The 15,632-nt window shown below is 52.4% G+C and carries 14 protein-coding genes and 1 tRNA gene; 7 read left to right on the top strand and 8 right to left on the bottom strand.

Annotated features, from left to right (window positions below; translation table 11 throughout):
- Nucleotides 1–3 precede the first annotated feature (3 nt).
- From JR338_12240 to JR338_12255, 4 genes are all read right to left on the bottom strand, one after another.
- Entirely contained in the window at nt 4–591 is a 588-nt protein-coding gene (locus tag JR338_12240) for a hypothetical protein (protein ID QRN83153.1), read from the bottom strand.
- Nucleotides 588–1,688 (bottom strand): membrane dipeptidase, encoded by a 1,101-nt coding sequence (locus JR338_12245; GenBank protein ID QRN83154.1) that lies wholly within the window; start codon nt 1,686–1,688, stop codon nt 588–590. The genes JR338_12240 and JR338_12245 overlap by 4 nt, the downstream gene beginning before the upstream one ends.
- 58 nt (nt 1,689–1,746) lie before the next feature.
- A complete protein-coding gene (locus JR338_12250) occupies nt 1,747–3,132 on the bottom strand; it encodes a S1 RNA-binding domain-containing protein (protein ID QRN83155.1) in 1,386 nt (461 codons plus the stop codon).
- A 161-nt stretch (nt 3,133–3,293) separates the two neighbouring features.
- Nucleotides 3,294–5,561 (bottom strand): DNA translocase FtsK, encoded by a 2,268-nt coding sequence (locus tag JR338_12255; GenBank protein QRN83156.1) that lies wholly within the window; start codon nt 5,559–5,561, stop codon nt 3,294–3,296.
- A 486-nt stretch (nt 5,562–6,047) separates the two neighbouring features.
- Between JR338_12255 and rho the strand changes: the two genes are divergently transcribed.
- The 3 genes from rho (at nt 6,048) to JR338_12270 (ending at nt 8,544) form a co-directional block, all read left to right on the top strand.
- Nucleotides 6,048–7,322: a transcription termination factor Rho gene (gene rho, locus JR338_12260; GenBank protein ID QRN83157.1), complete on the top strand. Its 1,275-nt coding sequence runs from the start codon at nt 6,048–6,050 to the stop codon at nt 7,320–7,322.
- Nucleotides 7,323–7,345: 23 nt separating this feature from the next.
- Complete coding sequence (locus tag JR338_12265; protein QRN83158.1) at nt 7,346–8,440, top strand: M23 family metallopeptidase; 1,095 nt, start codon at nt 7,346–7,348, stop codon at nt 8,438–8,440.
- 30 nt (nt 8,441–8,470) lie between these two features.
- A tRNA-Arg gene (locus tag JR338_12270) sits at nt 8,471–8,544 on the top strand.
- A 63-nt stretch (nt 8,545–8,607) separates the two neighbouring features.
- Here the strand turns inward: JR338_12270 and JR338_12275 are convergent.
- The 4 genes from JR338_12275 to JR338_12290 all read right to left on the bottom strand — a co-directional run bounded on the left by JR338_12275 (nt 8,608) and on the right by JR338_12290 (nt 11,851).
- A complete protein-coding gene (locus JR338_12275; GenBank protein ID QRN83159.1) occupies nt 8,608–8,994 on the bottom strand; it encodes a hypothetical protein in 387 nt (128 codons plus the stop codon).
- Between the two features lie 93 nt (nt 8,995–9,087).
- Nucleotides 9,088–10,449: a hypothetical protein gene (locus JR338_12280; protein ID QRN83160.1), complete on the bottom strand. Its 1,362-nt coding sequence runs from the start codon at nt 10,447–10,449 to the stop codon at nt 9,088–9,090.
- Nucleotides 10,450–10,477: 28 nt separating this feature from the next.
- The gene (locus JR338_12285) at nt 10,478–11,263 is read right to left on the bottom strand and encodes a ParA family protein (protein ID QRN83161.1); all 786 of its coding nucleotides are present in this window, start codon (nt 11,261–11,263) and stop codon (nt 10,478–10,480) included.
- A 171-nt stretch (nt 11,264–11,434) separates the two neighbouring features.
- Nucleotides 11,435–11,851, bottom strand: a complete 417-nt coding sequence (locus tag JR338_12290) for an Hsp20/alpha crystallin family protein (GenBank protein QRN83162.1) — start codon at nt 11,849–11,851, stop codon at nt 11,435–11,437.
- Between the two features lie 144 nt (nt 11,852–11,995).
- Here JR338_12290 and JR338_12295 point away from each other — a divergent pair, with 144 nt between their 5' ends.
- The 4 genes from JR338_12295 to JR338_12310 all read left to right on the top strand — a co-directional run bounded on the left by JR338_12295 (nt 11,996) and on the right by JR338_12310 (nt 15,420).
- On the top strand, nt 11,996–12,727 hold the full coding sequence (locus tag JR338_12295) for a M23 family metallopeptidase (GenBank protein QRN83163.1): 732 nt from the start codon (nt 11,996–11,998) through the stop codon (nt 12,725–12,727).
- A gap of 76 nt (nt 12,728–12,803) precedes the next feature.
- A complete protein-coding gene (locus JR338_12300) occupies nt 12,804–13,667 on the top strand; it encodes a hypothetical protein (protein QRN83164.1) in 864 nt (287 codons plus the stop codon).
- A complete protein-coding gene (locus JR338_12305; protein ID QRN83165.1) occupies nt 13,667–14,722 on the top strand; it encodes an asparaginase in 1,056 nt (351 codons plus the stop codon). Before JR338_12300 ends, JR338_12305 begins: the two co-directional genes overlap by 1 nt.
- A 5-nt stretch (nt 14,723–14,727) precedes the next feature.
- Nucleotides 14,728–15,420 carry an endonuclease III gene (locus tag JR338_12310; protein QRN83166.1) on the top strand — a complete coding sequence of 231 codons (693 nt, stop codon included), beginning with the start codon at nt 14,728–14,730 and terminating at the stop codon, nt 15,418–15,420.
- Nucleotides 15,421–15,632: the final 212 nt, after the last annotated feature.

A 15,632-nucleotide genomic window follows, 5' to 3' on the forward strand; every position in this document is an offset into this window, starting at 1 on the left:
AGCCTAAAACCTTTCAGGCTGATTTTTTGAGGGTTTCTTGGCAGAGCCGGCTTTCTTCTTGGAGGTTGGCTCTGATTGTTTTTCATCAGGGTGCCGGAAGCGAATCAGCATCAACAAGCCGATGCCGATGGTGGCCATGCCAATGGCGACGCCGCGGGCTTGCAGGGGGCCAAAGAACACATCAGGCAGGCGATGGCTGCCCAGACCGAAGATATCCGCCATAGCAGTGAAAACACAGATAACATAGCCGGTGCTCATTACGCGGCTGCCAATATCGGCGATGATGGTCTTCTTGGAACCGGACCAGAAGGTGTTCAAGGTGATGTAGCTGCCCAAAACGATGATTCCCAGGCCTATCAGGAAAACTGAAATTTGAACGAAGCCGATCACCCGACTACGGTCTAAGTTGAAAAGGCTTGGCCGAGCGCCTAAAAGGAACAGCAGGTAGCCGAAGACGGTCATCGCCAGGCCAATCCGCAAACGTCCTCTGGAATAGGTTGCCTGGCCGTTCAGGTCTGCACCGTTTAGGGGGAGAGAAGCCTGTTCGTTATTTTGATCTTGTTTAGGTTCTTGGGAGGGTTTATCGGTCATGATGAGGGCAAATTTTCCTGCAATATTCTGTACCAGTTACCGTGGAATATCCGGGCGATGTCTTCTTGATTGTAACCTCTTTTCTTTAAAAGTGGGTCCAACTGAGTCAGGTCGGCAATGGTGTTCAGTTCCATTGGCACTTTTTCCACGCCAAAACCGCCGTCAAAATCGGTCCCGAGGGCGACATGCCGGGAATCACCAGCTAATTGGCAGACATAATCAATTTGGTCAGCGACAAGTTCCAGCGACATGCTCGCTCGGCCGCCGCGATCCTGCCAGCCCCAATCCAAAAAGCCATTCAGGGGGACGATGCCCATCACGCCATTTCGTTCAATCAATTGATGGATGGTGGCGTCTTTCAGGTGCCGGTTGATGGGGAGGTCCCGGATCAGCGCTTCGGCGTTGGCATGAGAGGCAATGACCTGCCCTGGATAGCAATCCAGGGATTGTCTGGCTGATTCATGGTCCATGTGGCTGATATCTAAAATGAAGCCCTGGTCCGCCATCCGGTCGAGCAATTCATAGCCCAGCTTGGTCAGCGGGCCGGGCTCACGGGTGCCGCCGCAATAGCGATTCCCAGCCCAGGCGGGGCCGATCAGACGCACACCCCACTCGAACCAATCCGCCACTTGAGCGGGTTCCACCACGCACTCCGCACCTTCCATCAGAACGACGATTCCGGTGGGCGGCGCGGGCAGCGTGTCATCAATATCAAAAGCCTGCCAGGTTTTCCAGTGAGCTTGCAGATCAGATTGGGAGAAAATCAGGGTGAAATCGTTGGGCTGTTCATCCGCCAGGCGGAAATAGGCATCCAACTGTTTGCGATAAGCTTGATGTGCCTGCTGCGGGGTTTCATAGGTCTCAACCGGGTAGCTGCCTTTTTCCAAGCGGCGAGGGCTGACATAGAGCGTCCCGAAAACAAGAGCCACTTTGCTCTGGACGTATTCAGGGCGACCTAATAAGGTGTTCCCATTGTAGGCGGGGATGGGGGTGTTGCGTTCACTGGAACGGGTTTCAAGGGCGGATTTGGTGTAATCCCGCGCTAAGTTGACCATGTTCCAAGCCAGGTCTTCATGTGAGTCAATGATCAGTGTCATGGGAATTTTTTAAATGCATGGCGCACCGGAAACCCGGTGCGCCTTTGATATCTAGATTCTACTCTTCGTCTTTTTCAGCTTCAGCAGCTTCTTCGACGGCTTCTTCAGTCTCTTTGGCTTCTTCGACAGCGGCTTCAGCCACATCGTCTTCGGCGGCAGCTTCTTCAGCGACCACTTCTTCTTCGACTTCAGCTTCTTCCACGGAATCCTCAGCCGGGGCTGCATCGGTCATCCCATCGACGTCAAATTCTTCAGTCAGGGTCTTCCAATCCAGATCGGTGTAGGCGGGGGAGTCCACGCGGCGCATGCTCAGGCCGATGCGGTGGGTGTCTTCTTCGATCTTGATGATTCGAAGGGTGACAACATCACCTTCGTGCAGCAACTCTTTGGGATGCTCAATCCGGTGTTCACTGATCTCAGAAATGTGGATCAGACCTTCCAGATCGCCTTCCACATCATCGAGCAGCAGGCGGGCAAAGGCACCAAAGTTGGTCAGGCGGGTGATTCGACCTTCGACCAGTTGGCCTTCCGTTAAAATGGAGACCTGGTCTTCCCATGGATCGTCCTTGAGACGGCGGATGGAGAGGCCAATGCGTTTGCGATCAGAATCAATGCTGATCACTTTCACTTTGACTTCCTGCCCAACCTCCAGAACCTCACTGGGATGATTGATATGATCCCATGAAAGCTCAGAAAGGTGAACCAGACCATCGGCACCATTGATATTGACGAATGCGCCAAAATCTGCGAGGCTGGTCACACGGCCTGTGCGGATTTCGCCTTCTTCCAGCTCATCGATCACGCGTTCCTTGATGGATTCGCGGGTTTCGCTGCTGGCTGCCCGTTCGGAAAGGATCAGGCGGCGGCGGTCACGGTCGACTTCGATCACGCAAACGTCAATGGTTTCACCAACCATTTCGGCATAGCGTTCTTCGGGAGAATTCCCGGTGATGGTCAGTCGGCGCCCCAGGCCAATTTGAGAAGCGGGAACAAAGCCGCGAATGGTGCCCAAGGGGACCAAAAGACCGCCCTTGTTGTACCCTTCGATTTTGGAAACGAAAGAATCTTCCGATTCCATGAGCTCTTCGGCTTTTTGCCAGTTCTCTTCTTCCAGGGCTCGGTTATAAGAAAGGATCAGGTTGCCATTTGAATCTTCTGGTGTAACAACATAGACGGTGATCTCTTCGCCTTCTTCCAAGGCTTTGCGAGTGTCTTCATCAATTGAATCGAATTCTTTACCAGCAATGATTCCTTCTGATTTTGCACCAACACTGACGAGGATCTGTCCGTTGTTAATACTGGCGATGGTTCCTTTACGGATTTCGCCACGTTTGGGAAAGTCGATTGTGAGACCTTCCGCTTCCAGTAAGGCTTCCATTTTATTGGTTGGCTGTTCCTGGCTCTCTTCTTCCCCCTGGGTTTTCATAACATCATCTTGGTTCATAAATAACATAACTCCACAGTTGAATTTTCAAACTGATTATAAGGGGTAAATATCAAGTTGGCAATACTAAATAATCTCAGGATTGCCATAAATAATCCTGATAACCAGTTTGATCTATTTTACCGTAAGCTGGGGGCTTGTCAAACGCAATTATTCAGCACTTAACCCTGATCGTCGCTCTCCGGAAGGATTTCACGGATTTGAGTCCGCGGATCTGGCGGGCCAATGATGCCCTTTTCTTCCATTTTGTCGATCATCCGGGCAGACCGGGTGTAGCCAATTCGCATTTTCCGTTGGAGCATGGAGATGGAGGCCTGGCCTTCTTCCCGGACGATATCCACAGCTTCATGGAATTTGGGATCGAGGTCATTTTCCTCTTCCATTTCCTCCCAGAGGGGTGTCTGTTTGAGTGCCACACCTGGGTGACTGGCCTGAAAGGCGGCGGACTGATCGGGACGTTCCGGAGCGTTCTGGCTGACGGAAAAACCCCGCCAGTAGGATGCCAGGCGACTGATCTCCTTGTCCGAAATAAAGGAGCTTTGGATGCGGACCGGAGCGGGGGCGTCCGGTGCCTGGAAGAGCATATCTCCCCGTCCCAGCAGCCGATCAGCGCCGGGCTGGTCGAGGATCACGCGGCTGTCCACTGAGGATGCAACTGCAAAGGCGATCCGGGCGGGGAAGTTGGCTTTGATCAGACCGGTGAGGATGTCGGTCGAAGGGCGCTGGGTGGCAATGATCAAGTGGATGCCGGTGGCGCGGGCCAGCTGGGCCAGACGGGTGATGGCGCGTTCCGTTTCATCGGGTGCCAGCATCATCAGGTCTGCCAACTCGTCAATCACGATCAGCAGATAGGGTAATTTTTTCTCACCGTTCGCCTCGCACATCGCGTTGAAATCCGCAATGTTGCGTGTGTGGGTTTCTGAGAATTTTCGATAGCGATTATCCATCTCACGCATCATCCACTGCAATGCGCCGACCACATGCTCCGCGTCCACGATCACAGGTGAGAGCAGGTGGGGGATACCATTATAGCCGGTCAGTTCAACCCGTTTAGGGTCCACCAGTATCAGGCGGAGTTGATCGGGGGTCATGTTGAGCAGGAAACAGGCCAGAATGTCGTTGATGCAGACGGATTTACCGGCACCGGTGGTGCCAGCGATCAGCAGGTGGGGCATCGCGGTGAGGTCTGCTGCAACCGGGTTGCCGGAAACGTCCTTGCCCAGGGCGATCTTCAGGGGTGATTTCAGGTTTTGATAGGCGCTGCTTTGAACGATGTCTTTCAGGGAGACCAGAGCAACTTGCCGGTTGGGCACTTCAATCCCGATGTAGCCTTTCTTGGGCACCGGGGCCTGAATGCGGATTCGGGCGGCGGCCAAGGCCAGCGCCAGGTCATCCGCCAGTGCGGTGATCTTGGAGACACGCACACGGGTGCGGCCGTTGCGGTTCTCGACAAAATCGGGCTCAACACCAAACATGGTGATGGTGGGCCCGCGCTGGATATCCACAACGTGCGCTGGTGCCCCGAAGGAGCGCAGGGTTTCTTCGATCACGCGGGCTCTTTGGCGGTCATTCTCGCTGTCATCTTCCACTGGCGCACTGGGTTCGAGGATCTCATTGATGTCCGGCAGCACCCAGACGGGCTGGGTCGGCAAGGTGGCGTTATTAATGTAAGGGCTGGTTGGTTCCCCTTCGCTTTTGGTTTGTTGGGGAGCGTCATCCACTGCATGCGCAGCGGTGGCAGGCGGCGCCTGTCGGGCCGGTTGGGTGGGGGCTGGGGTGACAGGTTCAGCTGAGCTGGCTCGTTTCTTCTCCAGCTGCTGCTTGATATAAGTTGACAACTTCTGATAGAGCTTAGCAATGAAGTCGCCGATGACCTTCAACACACTTGCCATGGAAAGGTCCAGCATCAGGATCAGGCTGATGAGCAGCCAGGCGATCAGAGCGATCACCGCCCCAGGTTTGCCCAAAGTGCGGACAAATGTGATCTTGAAGAAAGCGCCGAGGTAACCCCCGCCAGTACCTTCAGCGGCTTTAGCGAAGTCGCCGTCAATGAACAGGTGGAACCAGGCCGCGAGGTTGATAAAAACCAGAATGAACCCAACGACGCGTTCTGCGGAGAGTTGGGGGAGTTTGTCCATATTTCGCAGCAGCATCCAGCCGCCGATCAGGATCAGAACGAGAGGCAGCAAATAGACATCCCAGCCCATCGCAATGCTTAGGTTGGTGACCCACCAGCCAGTCACACTACCGGCGGTGCTGGTGATCAGGCTGACGATGGTCAATAGACCAATCACCAGCAGGATGATACCGAAAATGTCAATCCGCCGCTGGGGAGAAATCCCCGCGAGAATCGGTTCTCGTTTGACCTGTCTTGAGGTGGCTTTTGTGCGTTTAGTTGATTTTGATTTCTTTGAAGTTCGGCGCGCCATAGGTTGCTCCTGAAGGTTGGTAGCTGAATCCTTCTGAAATGGATTATAGCATAGCCGCCTCTCCACTTTCAGTCGATTAGGGCTTGTCATGTCAGTAAAAAAGGGGCGAGTTTGGGGGTGATATACAGCGAGGAAAAATGTGAAATTTGACCATCACGGCTATCTTGCCGAGGGTTTTAAAGTCTGTTATAATACGTTCGCTACCCAGATTTTGTTAAATCGACCGCGAATTCACCTTATCCTACGTTTCGGTCGGTGTGAGAGTTTGTTTCCCTAATGTCCTTTTCAAATAATGGCGAGTTTTGCCAAAAAGACAATAGCGTACTTTGGGCAGCACGCGGAATGGTCCTTTATTAACGTGTATGGACTTCCGCGTCCATTCGCACTTGGTAATTATTTTATGAGTTTCATTCATTTGACCGCAAGAGGTCAATTTAATCCGTTACGCATTTTGGAGATATTTAAGAAGAAGAGAATAATAAGGTTATGGATATTTTAGGTTTAGAAAAGAAAACGTTAACTGAATTACGATCAATTGCGAAGGACATGGGGCTCCCCCGACCGATGCGCAGCAAGAAGGAATCCCTGATCCTGGAACTCGCCAGGGCAATCGGCGAATCGGAAGGCCTTGAAATTCGCGGTGGTGTCCTTGAGATCATGAATGAGGGCATCGGCTTCCTGCGCCAGGACTACCGGGTGGGGTCGGAAGACGTCTATGTTTCCCAGGCCCAACTGCGCCGATATGAGCTGCGCTCCGGTGATATGGTCATCGGGCATGTGCGCCCTCCGCGGGAATCCGAGCGTCATTATGGCCTATTGAAAGTGGAATACATCAACGGCCTCAGCCCGGATGAAGCTCGTAAACGACCCCGTTTTGAAAAACTCACTCCCATTTTCCCAGACCAACGTTTTAATCTTGAATACGACCCCCAGGTCCTTTCAACCCGGATCATTAATTTGATTGCACCGATCGGCCGCGGCCAGCGCGGGATGATCGTTTCTCCCCCAAAGGCCGGCAAGACCACGATCCTCAAAGAGATCGCAAATGCCATTTCCGCCAATCATCCTGATGTCTGGCAGATCATGTCCCTGATTGGCGAACGGCCGGAAGAGGTGACAGATATGGACCGGTCTGTGGATGCTGAAGTGGTTGCCTCCACCTTTGATGAACCGGTCACCGCTCATGTGCGCATGGCAGAGATCGCTTTAGACCGAGCGAAGCGGCTTGTCGAATCAGGCCTCGATGTGGTAATCTTGATGGACTCATTAACAAGGTTGGCTCGGGCTTATAACCTCGTGGTCAATCCATCCGGACGTACGCTCTCCGGTGGCTTGGACCCCTCAGCCCTTTACCCGCCGAAACGCTTCTTTGGTGCAGCTCGGAATTTGGAAGAGGGTGGCTCCCTTTCGATCATCGCAACGTCGCTGATCGATACCGGTTCCCGCCTGGACGATGTCGTCTACGAAGAATTCAAGGGCACCGGTAACATGGAATTGCACCTCTCCCGCCGCTTGCAAGAGCGTCGAACTTTCCCGGCTATTGACATTGAACGTTCGTCTACCCGCCGTGAAGACCTGCTCCTTGGCCCTGATATTCTGAAACGTGCCTGGCTGATGCGCCGGATGTATTTGCAAATGATCAGTGCACCGCCTCAGGGCGCCGGTATGGATATCGCCGTTGCAACCGAAGCGGTTGTCCAGCAAGTCGCACGGGCAAAAACCAACCTTGAATTTCTAGAGACTTTGAACGGAGAAGTCTAAAACGAAATTTCGAGGTGAAAACTTTGGAAAATTCATCACAAGAAAAACAACCCGAAAATAAATCTCGGGACGCTCAATTTTGGCTTTCCTGGGCAGCGACAATTGTTCTTGTCGCTGTTCTGGTATCCGTTCTATATTGGCAGCCGATTCTCGCCCGTCAGTTGGACGAGCAGCAAACCACCGCTGTGGATATTGGTCCTGTTGCGGATGTCTCATCAGAAGCCTTGGCCAATATGCCGTATTTCGCAGTGGAAGAATCAGATACCTATCTCCTGCGCCATCCCGAAACCCAAACCATTGCCCCCACTCGGCCTCGAAGCCAGCCGGTGTCCTATACGGTGGAATTGGGCGATGCCATCTTCAGCATTGCCTCAAAATATAATATTTCACCGGAATCGCTGCTTTGGTCCAACTATGATGTCCTGAAAGACGATCCGCACTCCATTCGAGTGGGACAAATTTTAACCATTCCCCCGACGGACGGGATTCTCTATGAATGGCAGGAAGGGGACACGGTTGAAACGGTGGCTGCTGAGTTTGAGGCGGAGGTTAATGATATTCTCAACTGGTCCGGCAATGGCCTGGACCTGACCGACCCTCAAATTGATGCCGGCGATGTGGTTATGATCCCGGGCGGTCAGCGCGAGTTCCAACAGTGGGTCGTGCCGACCTATTCCGTTGGCGGTGATGGGGTGCTTTCCAACCTCCCATCCAACTGTTCGCTCACGGATAACAGCTACTATTATTACGGCACCGGTTTCTTCATCTGGCCCGCCGCCAATCATTACCTTTCCGGGAATGACTATTGGTCCGGCCACCTGGCGATTGATATTGCCGCTGGGACGGGGATGCCGATTTATGCGGGTGACTCCGGCATTGTGACCTACGCTGGCTGGAACAGCAATGGGTATGGATATGTGGTCATGATTGATCACCTGAACGGATATTCCACACTCTATGCCCACTTGAGCGTCGTCAATGTGTCCTGTGGCTCAGGTGTCTATCAGGGTCAGATGATCGGGAATGCCGGTTCCACCGGTAACTCCACCGGCCCTCACTTGCACTTTGAAGTTCGCTATCTGGGCGGTTTCCTCAATCCGTGGACCGTTTTGCCCTGATCGAATTATGATATAATCGCATTCCAGAATGCTCCAGTGGCTCAAATGGATAGAGCAAGGCACTCCTAACGCCTAGGTTGGGGGTTCGAGTCCCTCCTGGAGCATCACTTAAAATCAAAAAGCGCCCGAATTTCGGGCGCTTTTGTTATCTAATTTTGGGTTCCTGGTTACCAATCCAGGTCGTTATCATCAAAATCCAGGTCGAAATCCTCTGTGTCATCTTCGTCATCCTCAGGATCACGGCGGACCCAGAGCACTAACAGGTCACCATCAGCGGAGTCAACTGACTGGGCGGCCACAATCGGGACTTCACGAGTCAAACCGATGGGATCACGGTATTCAAGGAACATTGTGGTTTTATTGGCCCAGGCCTTGTGACAGCGTTCCAACAGGGCGTCTCCATTAAAGGTGCGCAGGGTGGTTCGGGCGGTGTCATACAGGTATGGACCTTCGCTCAGGCCAGCCGTCCAGCCGTTCATGCCCATAATAATGTCGGTTTCGACGGAGTCAAAATTTGGCGTAGGGCCTTCAATGATTGTAATTTTATTATCCATTCTTCTCATCCTCGATGAGCATATTACCACATTAAATGGTGTCAGGCTAGATGTTTTAGAATGGCATTTGACGAGTGTTTTTTCCTTTATTTTCTAGGGCGTGGTGGTGTTATAGAACCAGTCGTAGGAATAGAATCCGCCTATTATTGATTCCAACCGGATCGAGATCATGCTCTCCCCGGCAAGCTCTGCGGGGATGTTGAAGGTCTTAGAGAAAGCTCCTCCTTCGGCGGAGGTGAAGGTGGTAACTTCAATGCCGTTCACACCCTGGGTCCACATCTTGCCCATCATGACCGTCCAATCAAAACCGGGTGGGAAGTTATTGGTGAGGATGGTTACCTTGCTCCCTTCAACAACGGCAGTGATCGAGATGGTGGGAATGCCGGTGTAGGCGGGGAGACCGGTTGTTGGAGTGGTGCCAGTGGAGGGAGAAGGTGCTGCGTCCGGGCTGTTATAGAACCAGTCATAGGAATAGAAGTAGTTATCTGCTGTTTGCAGCCGAATGGCGATTTGATAGTCACCATAGAGTTCTTCGGGAATGTCGAAGGTCTTCTCGAAGCTGCCGCCTGCACCCGAATTGATCGTGGTCACCAGGATGCCGCCCACGCCACGGGTGCCGATCTTGCCCATCAGGACCATGAATTCCTTGTTGGCGGGGTAGTTATAGGTTTGGATGGTGACGTCTTCATCCTCGGTGACATCCAAAATGGAAATGGTTGGGATACCGGTGTAATAGGTGGTGGTCACACCGCCCATGCCGCCGCTGGCCCCAACGAAGTTCTGGAACCAGGTATAGAGAACCAGGCTGCTGTCATCAGATTCGTACCGGATAGCGATTTTCTCATCATCTGCCAGGCTGGGCGGAATCTCAAAGGACTCGGTAACGTTACCAGTTGATCCGGCGTTCACTGTGCCAACCTCAATGCCGCCGACGCCCTGGGTGCCGTAAACGCCCATTAGAACGGTGAAATCTTCGTTGGCGGGCAGGTTGGTCGCCTTGACGGAAACCGTCTCACCGGAGATCACTGAAGTGGCCGCGATTGCCGCGCCAAGGGCGACATCTTCCAGTTCAACCCCGCCGGTATGGTTACCGTAGTCGGTGTTATAGAACCAATCATAGGCATAATAGCCACCCCAGGCGGATTCCAGCCGGATGGCGATCAGTGATTCAGGATAGAGCGCCGGTGGAATTGGGAAGGTCAGTTTGAGGCTGCCGCCTTCGCCGGAATTAACTGTCCCGATCAGGATGCCATCCACGCCTTTGGTGCCAAACAAGCCCATGCGGACTTCAAAATCCAGGTTAGCCGGGAAGTTATAAGTCACGATGGTGACCTTATCATTTGCTGTGACGCCCTGGATGGAAGTGGTGGGGATCGTCAACGCCTGCGCTGGTCCGTTAATGACCAGCACGAGGGCAATCATTGCAAGGATTGATATAACCGTGAGTTTTTTCATTTCTTCATCCTTTTGTTAGATGCTGCTTTTAATTTATTATATTCAGGATTTCCTGAGTTAGAGATTGGAATTGACGGGTGGCCCGTGAATTGGGCGCATAGAGCGAAATTGGGATCCCCGCCAACTGACTTTCGGGCAGTTTGATGTCACTGCCGATGACGGTCTTGAGGAGCAGGGATCGGTTATGTTCTTCAATTTGGGCGTGAACTCTTTTGTGGAGCTTGGCTCTTTGATCCAGCCTGGAGATCAACAGGCGGTATGTCAGTTTTGCATTGAACTTCTCCTGCGCATTTTTGATCATCCGGTGCATGCTTTCTAGCGTCTGCAGGGAGAAATATTCACAAATCACCGGCAGGATTGCCAGATTGGCGCACGCCAGGGCGTTCACCGAGAGCAGAGTCAATCCAGGTGGGCAATCGAGGATGATGATGTCATAATCGGGAATGCCGTCACCCGCCAGGATGTCTTGCAGGCGTTGTTCACTGTTTTGCTTTTGTTGGAGGTCTTTGGATAATGCAGTCAGCGAAGTCTGGGCGGGAATCAGATTTAGGCCCTTGATCATTGTGGGTTTGATCAGGCTGGTGGGTGGGTAGGTGCCCTGGAAGAGGTCTGTTGTGGACCGTTTGACCCGGTTCAGATTGATCCCAAAGGATGCTGTCAGGTTGCCGGAAGGCGCTAAGTCCAACAGGAGGACATTCTTGCCAGATTGGGCCAGCCCGGCACCCAAACAGGCGGCCGTAGTGGTTTTGCCAACGCCGCCTTTCTGTTGGCAGAGAGCGATGATATAAGGCGATTGGGTTGGTTTTCCATCCATACCCGGGACCATCCGGTTACTCCCATAAGAGGCTTGAATATTAAGATTATACAGGAATCCATTCCCCACTTCAATGTGACCATCTTTCTTTGAATTTGATAATGGTTCACCCTGTGTTGTTTAAATGAAAAAGCCGCCTGATTAATGAGACGGCTTTTCTTGCAGGGATGTTTATTTAGCTTTGACTTTGATCGTCCGTGGTTTGGCTTCTTCAGCCTTGGGGATGACGAGAGTCAGGACGCCATTTTCGAGGCTGGCTTCCACGTTGGCGGCATTCAACGGCATGGGCAAAGTGATTACCCGATGGAATTTTCCGCCAGGGATTTCGGCCAAGAGGTAGTTAGTGCCTTCACCACGGTCGGTCTTGAGTTCGCCGGAGAGTGTGACAATCTCATTGACAATTTGAATATCAAGGTCATCCGCACTCACACCCGGTAGAAGGGCTTTGATGGTGAAGGCGTCGTTATCGGCGACTACATCAATGGGGAAGGTCAGTTTAGAAGTGTAATTTTCATCCCAATCCCGCATGATTTCATCCAACATATGACGTCGATGGGCACGGCGAGCAGGTGTAACATATAAGGTCATTTTGTCCTCCATTAGGTTTCTGGTTTTCCAATCATCTTGATATTAATGCGTTTGTGTTAATGCTCTATAAGCGGAAAATTTGAGAAACATTAGATTCCTTCTCCATTTGGTTGTTTTGGCCGTTTTTGTTACAATAACCGGAGCATGAGATTTGATAAGAATGATAAGGTTAAGCTTAAAGGGCTTCTGATTAGCAGCTTCTTGATAATTCTAGCAGTAGCCAGTTTCTTCCTGCTCTATCACTATTACCTTTCGCCCAGTTCCCGGACTCGTAAAGTGGTGGAATTCATCCTGAATCCGGATGAGTCCAGCAAACCGCAGTTTGAGGCGCTCTCCAGATGTGGTGATGCGCCCTTTGTGATGCCGACATCCGGGATGGTCGGTTTTATCTGGGGGGATTCGTTCCGGATTGGGCATCATCACACGGGGATTGATATCTTCGCAGGCACGGATGCCGGCCTGACGCCTGTTTATGTGGCTTATGACGGCTATTTGACTCGGATGCCGGACTGGAAATCCTCGCTGATTATCCGAATTCCTGAGGATCCGCTCCAGCCTGACCGTCAGATTTGGACGTATTACACTCACCTGGCGGATGTGGATGGAAATTCACTGATTGATGCCGCTTTCCCGGTGGGAACCGAAGAGATATTTGTGCCGGCTGGGACCTTCCTGGGTTTTCAGGGTAATTACTCTGGCACAGCGGGCAATCCCACAGGGGTACACCTGCATTTCTCAATTGTCCTGGATGATGGCGAGGGGCAGTTTCTCAATGAGCTTGAGATCAAGAATACGCTGGATCCCTCACCTTATTTCAACCTGACTTTGAACCAGGAGGACAATTCAGGCGATATCCCGACTTGTCAGGCCCCCTGAGGCCGCATGTCTGGTGGATTAATTGTATAATTAACCAAGTTTGGGCGGATGAATGGGTGCGAGAATGGAGGTTTTGATGGACGCGATTTCCAACCATACCTATCTTGAAACCGAATATCCCGGTGTCGTGCTGGGCGCCATCCAATTGAAGGATGGGTTGATGATGGTTGATGCACCTTTTCGGGCAGAAGACCAGAGCGCCTGGCAGCAGGACCTGGCCCATCTGAAGACCGGCTCAAAGCGCCTGTTGGTGATGCTGGATTCTCATATCGACCGAACCCTGGGAGTCCGCGCACTGGAAACCGAGGTGATTGGACAGGAAAACTGTGTCCCGATCCTGCGCAGCCGCCCAGCCGCTTTTCGCAGCCAGGAAATGGATTCCGGCTCAGATTGGGAGCCATTCAGCCTGCCCGCCAATTTGCGCTGGGCCATTCCGGAATTTTCCTATTCGGATTCTCTGGAAATCTATTGGGATGACTTCCCGGTTGTCCTGGAACATCATTTGGGCTCACATGTGGGGGGCACATGGCTAAGGGTGGTGGGTGATTCGGTGGTATTCATCGGTGATGCCGTCGTTACCAACCAACCGCCTTTTTTGGGCTATGCTGATTTGGAAGCCTGGATTGCGGATTTGGAAATGCTGATGTCAGATGACTACAAAGGTTATAAAATAGTCACCAGCCGCAGTGCGGTTGTCCGCTCACGGTCTATTGAGAAAATGCGCAATTTCCTTGAGAAAATCCGGAATAAGATGGAAGCCTTCGCTGCTCACCCTGGCGATACCGAAGACCTGCTCAAAGAAGTACCGGGCCTATTGAGGGGATTGAACTTCAACAAGGGTCTCACCCAGCGGTACCACAACCGCCTGGCCTGGGGCCTGGAGCAATATTATAAGAGGCATTACCTTCACATTGAAGATGAACAAAAAGGAGAGAATTAATGCTGGCCAAAGATTGTGTTCCCCTGGTGGAATTAACCCGGGGTGAGATCGTTGAATCGATCCACTTCGGGGCTTTTATTGTGGTGGACTCATCCGGGAAGGTCCTCGCCTCAGAGGGCAATCCGGATTTGATGACTTATCCGCGCAGTTCGATGAAGCCTTTCCAGGCGCTGCCCTTCATTGAAAGGGATGGGGCTGAGAAATTCAGGCTGACAGATCAGGAAATATCGATCATGTGTGCCTCCCATTCCGGCACAGATTTGCATAAATCGGTGCTCGAGGGGATGCATGCCAAGATTGGCATCTCGGAAGCCGATCTGGCTTGTGGGGTGCATTGGCCTTCGGATGCGGCCACGCGGGACGCGATGAAAGCGGCCGGGGAAGAGCCTACGCCCTTCCGCCATAACTGCTCCGGGAAGCATACCGGCATGTTGGCGCATGCCACCTTGCGCGGCCTGGCTAAGGAGGATTACCTCAATCCGGATCATCCTGTGCAGGTGACGATTCGTGAGACCCTGGCCGAAATGGTGGATATGAACCCGGATGAGATGCCTCTGGGGCGGGATGGCTGTTCCGCGCCAGTTTACGGAATCCCACTAATCAATATGGCGCGGGGCGTGGCCAAAATGGCCGACCCAGTGCAGCTGGAAGCGAAAAGGGCGGAATCCTGCCGAAAGATCACCCATGCCATGATGAGCTATCCCGTGATGGTGGCCGGGCCGGGGAAGTTCGATACGGACTTGATGTCCGCAGCCAAAGGAAAGGTCTTTTGCAAGGGTGGGGCGGAAGGCTACCAGATCATTGGCGTGATGCCGGGCGTGTTGGGTGAGAAGTCACCAGGCCTGGGGATCGCAATCAAGATTTCCGATGGCGATAATGACGGCCGGGCGCGTGCCAGTGTCAGCGTGACGATTTTGCAGGCTTTGGGCGTGCTGGGTCAAAATGAAATGGATGCGCTCTCTGGTTATGGCAACCTGCCGGTGAAGAACTGGCGGGGGTTTGTGGTGGGTGAAATTCGACCGGCTTTTACACTTTCAACCGGTTTAGAGAATTGACAAATATGACCGTTGCCGACCAGGAATTTACCAGAAAGATCACTGAGATTCGGGAGGCGCTGCTGGAAACCTTTGGCATGCCTGTCTGGCGGACACCTTACCCGCCGGTGGATGAGCTGGTTTCCACGATCCTCTCACAAAACACCAATGACATCAATCGGGATAAGGCCTTCGATACCCTGAAGGCCAGTTTCCCTTCCTGGGAAGCGGTGATGGTCGCAAACCCCGTGGAAGTGATTGAGGCGGTGCGGATTGCCGGGCTGGCCAACCAGAAGGGCCCCCGCATCCAACAGGCCTTGATGGAGATCAGTGAACACACCGGCGGCAACCTGGACCTGGCATTCCTGCGGGATTTGCCGGTCGAGGAAGCACGGGCATGGCTGATGAATATCAAAGGGGTGGGCCCGAAGACGGCCGCGATAGTGCTGCTCTTTTCCATGGGAATTCCGGCTTTTCCGGTAGATACGCATATTTACCGGGTGACGGGTCGGCTGGGGCTGCGACCGATGAAGCTGAACCGGAAGCAGACCCATGTCTATCTGGAAGAACGCACGCCGCCGGAATTTTTCTATGACTTGCATCTGAATATCATCCGGTTGGGACGGGAAGTCTGCGGGGCGCGTAAGTGGGAATGTGACCGTTGCCCGGTGGAAAGCCTTTGTCCTTTTGAAAACAAAAACCTGTCCTCTGGTGAATGAACCTAACAACGGAGGGGAATTTGCATATTGTTTATAAATAATTAAAAAATATTTATTTTGATATTCGAAAATAAAGTTCTTGTTTAATATAAAGAAGAACCTGGTCTTATAAAATTCTCTCATTATAGCTAACGAAATCTTGTCTAACTCAATAAGTTTTTATATAAATCATGTTTATTGAGTTTATCTAGTGGCGAGGTGTGTGAGGATAG

It is taken from the genome of Chloroflexota bacterium (genome assembly GCA_016887485.1).
In the GTDB taxonomy this organism is placed as follows: Bacteria; Chloroflexota; Anaerolineae; order Anaerolineales; family Anaerolineaceae; genus Brevifilum.